A 3523-nucleotide genomic window follows, 5' to 3' on the forward strand; every position below is an offset into this window, starting at 1 on the left:
CCGCCCAATTTCTCCCAGCGCTCCATTCCGCCGAAAATTTTCGGTCCGCCATGTATCCAGAGGTATGCCCAGCCCCAGCCGAGACGCAAAATCAAAAGCCCGATATCTCGAAACCTGTCAAGTGAAGTTAGAAACATCTGCGGCATCCTTTCGAATCAGGCAATACCTGCCGGTTTTGAGCCAATCTCCTGAAGATTCATGATACGTATTTTATAATAACAGCAAACTCCCCCGACAGTTTCCCCATTCTCCTGAACGGCACGCGATTCTCTTTCCGTCCGCTTATCTTTGCAGCAAGGAATCCTTTCAGACCTGCTCGAAGGCTTTCTGGAGAGCATTCATATCGATTTTTTTCATCCCGAGCAGCGCCTTCATCACCTTATCAGTTCGACTGCTGTCGCTGTCGTCTATCATTTCCCCGATATTGGAAGGAACTATCTGCCAGGAGAGACCGTACTTATCCCGCAGCCAGCCGCACTGCTCAATTTCCCCTCCTTCCGATAACTTATCCCAGTAATAGTCAATCTCGTCCTGGGAATCGCATCGGACGACGAACGATACGGCGGGGGTAAACGAGAAATGGGGACCGCCGTTAAGCGCCAGAAAATCCTGGCCTTTGAGTTGAAAGGCAACCGTCATCACCGTGCCGCTGGGTTGACCGGATGCGGCGGCCATCGATTCGGTGAAACGGGCAATATCCAGAATTTTCGAATTCTTGAAGACTGATATATAGAAATTGACAGCATCCTCCGCCTCTTTATCGAACCAGAGGCACGGCATAATAGATTTCATTTTGATTCCCTTTTTTACTTTGTTCTCAATCCGGTTATCATATCCTGAACTGCAGGCGATTTCGGCGGAGAATATTTTTCATCGTCGAGAGCGCCGACGCGCCGATTCCGTGAAGTCGTGAAATTTCGTCAATCGTTTTTCCGGCGAGGTCTTCGGGAGTAAAGATGCCGTTATTGACGAGGGCGCGCTGCGCCGGTCGAGCCAGGACTCGAAACTGGTGGCTTAGACGGGAATAATCAAATTCAGCCACCATTGTCCGGTCGCAGTTTGACATTCTGTTTGGTCGTCGCCGATTTCTTGCCATAGCATGTAATCCTTGTGCGGTCTCTATCGAGGAGACATTTTAACGAAAGTGGCGAACCCGGCATAATGTATCCGCTTCTTATCAAAAAGCGGCTTCATCTTCGCCATCTCCTGCATTCGCGGGTCATGAAAGGCTTTTTTGTTGACGTCATTGCGATGTTTCTTGGAGCGGAATTCAACCGCCGAGAAAATCATCACTTCACCCGGTTTCAATTTCAATAATTTGTCGAATCCGGGCGAAAATTTTGACTTGAGTTCATCGGCAAGAAATTCCCGGTACTCGAGGGCGCCGTACTCGGCGACAATTTCGCCGAACCGCCTGGCAATTTGACGGTAGGCGGCAAGATTCTTTTTGGGTACCGCCAGCAGGTAAAGGTCCACATACCCTTTCATAAAGTGTCCTTTCATTTCTTTCGATTGTTCTCCGCAACCCGCGCCCGCACCAGCCTCTTCACCAGTGATGCCGGAAGAGGGCGGTCGGGCTGAAAGTGAATGGTGGCGGTGGTGGTGGAAAACTCCGTGATTTGCTTCTTATGAGCCGCCATAACCGATGGGCTCATCAGATGAAAACTGCAGTGGCTTTCCGTGGCTGAGAAAGCGACCAGCCCCCCGTTCTGTTTGAAAGTCGGCAGTCCATAACTGATCGCCTCGACCGCCTGGGGAACTGCGGCTTTGATTTTCTGGCGCAGGTCCTGCAGGGCCGCGCGATACGGCTCCGGAAGCCCCGCCAGATATTCATCAATATCTTTGGGCGGGGAACCTTTCTTAGAGCGCCACCGTGGTCGCACCTCTGTCATCTCATTCTCTCCAGTTCAAAACGATTTGATGCGCTTACAGAGGTTATTTCAGGCTCTCAGCCAGTTTGTCAAGCGACTCGCTCCATCCGGCGGAAGCCATCTCGCCCATCTCACCGGCCGGCAAACCGGAATGCACCAGGGTCATCCTGGTTTTGCCGTTCAGGTCTTCAAAAGTGACGGTAATCAGCATCTCCAGGGGGAAATCTTCCGCCATTCCATAGTGCGACGCAGGCACCACGTTTCCGTTTTCGTCTGCGAAGGAGTCGGTGCAGATAATTTTCTCAGGGAATTTGATTTCTTTGTAGGTGCCGGTGGACCAGTATTCCCGGCCTTCCTGGTCACGCATGCATCCCAGAAATTTACCTCCGACCCGCAGGTCGATTTTGATTACCGGAGCGGTGAAATTCTTAGGACCCCACCACTTCTTCATTCGTTCCGGCTCCGTCCAGGCTTTAAAAACCAGCTCGCGCGGAGCATCAAAGATTCGCGTAATCACAAGGTCCCTCGTTTTTGTCTTGGCGCCCGGGGTGCTGCTCTTCGCCATAATTCAACCTTTCTGTGAGTTAATCGGATTGTTTTCCAGAAACTGCCTAAGTCTCGCCAGATGCTGCTCCAAGCCCTCGACAGCGCCATACTCTCTGGCGACACGGTCGCGCTCGGAAACGGAGGCAAACTCCATTCTTACTGTCAGGCGCGTCCGGCCTTCTTCATCTTCAAATGTAATAGTCGCCCGGAATTCACCATGTGGAATATCATCTTTTCCGCCGCTGTTTATATAGACAATACGTTCCGGCTTGACCAGTTCGACATAGCGGGTCAGATTGGGGTAATCGGTACCGTCGGGACCATGCATAATATGTTTCCATATTCCGCCCGGACGGACATCGATTTCGACCGTCGTTGTGGTGAAGCCGTTCGGTCCCCACCAGCGGGTAATCTTGTCCGGGTCTGTCCAGGCTTCCCAGACCAGTTCGCGCGGGGCATCAAAGATACGGGTTGCCACAATTTCGCGGCCAGCGGCGCCAGATTTAGTGTCGCTTTTTGTCGACATTTCTCCTCCCTATTCTTTTTGCCCGGAGGTGTTTCATATCGGATGATTTCATTTCTGCCTTTCTTTTCTCTTCTCTCTGCACTTCCTGCAGATAGAGGTCGAGCCGGTTGAAACTTTCCTCCCAGAACTGACGGTAACGGTCAAGCCAGTCAGCCGCTTCTCTAAGGGCTTCGCCTCGAAGACGGCAGGGCCGCCACTGGGCTTCACGCCCCCGCTCGATCAGCCCGGCGCGCTCCAGCACCCGCAGATGCTTGGAAACAGCCGGCAGACTTATATGAAAGGGCGCCGCCAGTTCTTGTACTGAAGCCGCGCCCGAAATGAGACTGGCCAAAATTGCCCGTCGGGTCGGGTCGGCCAACGCGGAGAAGGTGGCGCTGAGATGGTCCTGCATCATACTTTATTAAACCTCCCGGTTAATTAACCATTTGGTAAAATATACGGCTTAAATTTGCGGGTGATGGAGAATAATTTAATTATGGAGCCATAAAATCCAGGATAAGAAGCTAACCGGATGAGGTTATGTGGATTATAAAGCGAACGTCACCCCCCGCGGATTTGACACACCTCGATGTCGAAACCT

Annotated in this window: 7 protein-coding genes; all 7 read right to left on the reverse strand. The window is 51.9% G+C overall.

Features of this window, described 5'->3' with window-relative positions; genetic code table 11:
• Positions 1-306: 306 nt before the first annotated feature.
• From AB1690_03260 to AB1690_03290, 7 genes are read right to left on the reverse strand one after another with little or no spacing between them, the layout of a single operon-like run.
• Positions 307-792 (reverse strand): VOC family protein, encoded by a 486-nt coding sequence (locus AB1690_03260; protein MEW6014322.1) that lies wholly within the window; start codon positions 790-792, stop codon positions 307-309.
• Between the two features lie 37 nt (positions 793-829).
• The gene (locus AB1690_03265) at positions 830-1066 is read right to left on the reverse strand and encodes a helix-hairpin-helix domain-containing protein (protein MEW6014323.1); all 237 of its coding nucleotides are present in this window, start codon (positions 1064-1066) and stop codon (positions 830-832) included.
• 53 nt (positions 1067-1119) lie between these two features.
• Entirely contained in the window at positions 1120-1503 is a 384-nt protein-coding gene (locus tag AB1690_03270; GenBank protein ID MEW6014324.1) for a DUF1428 domain-containing protein, read from the reverse strand.
• On the reverse strand, positions 1500-1892 hold the full coding sequence (locus AB1690_03275) for a DUF1801 domain-containing protein (GenBank protein MEW6014325.1): 393 nt from the start codon (positions 1890-1892) through the stop codon (positions 1500-1502). Before AB1690_03275 ends, AB1690_03270 begins: the two co-directional genes overlap by 4 nt.
• A gap of 43 nt (positions 1893-1935) precedes the next feature.
• Positions 1936-2436 carry an SRPBCC domain-containing protein gene (locus AB1690_03280; protein ID MEW6014326.1) on the reverse strand — a complete coding sequence of 167 codons (501 nt, stop codon included), beginning with the start codon at positions 2434-2436 and terminating at the stop codon, positions 1936-1938.
• 3 nt (positions 2437-2439) lie between these two features.
• A complete protein-coding gene (locus AB1690_03285) occupies positions 2440-2943 on the reverse strand; it encodes an SRPBCC family protein (GenBank protein MEW6014327.1) in 504 nt (167 codons plus the stop codon).
• Positions 2921-3337, reverse strand: a complete 417-nt coding sequence (locus AB1690_03290; protein ID MEW6014328.1) for a metalloregulator ArsR/SmtB family transcription factor — start codon at positions 3335-3337, stop codon at positions 2921-2923. Before AB1690_03290 ends, AB1690_03285 begins: the two co-directional genes overlap by 23 nt.
• Between the last annotated feature and the right edge of the window lie 186 nt (positions 3338-3523).

Source organism: Candidatus Zixiibacteriota bacterium, assembly GCA_040753495.1.
Classification (GTDB): domain Bacteria; phylum Zixibacteria; class MSB-5A5; order GN15; family PGXB01; genus DYGG01.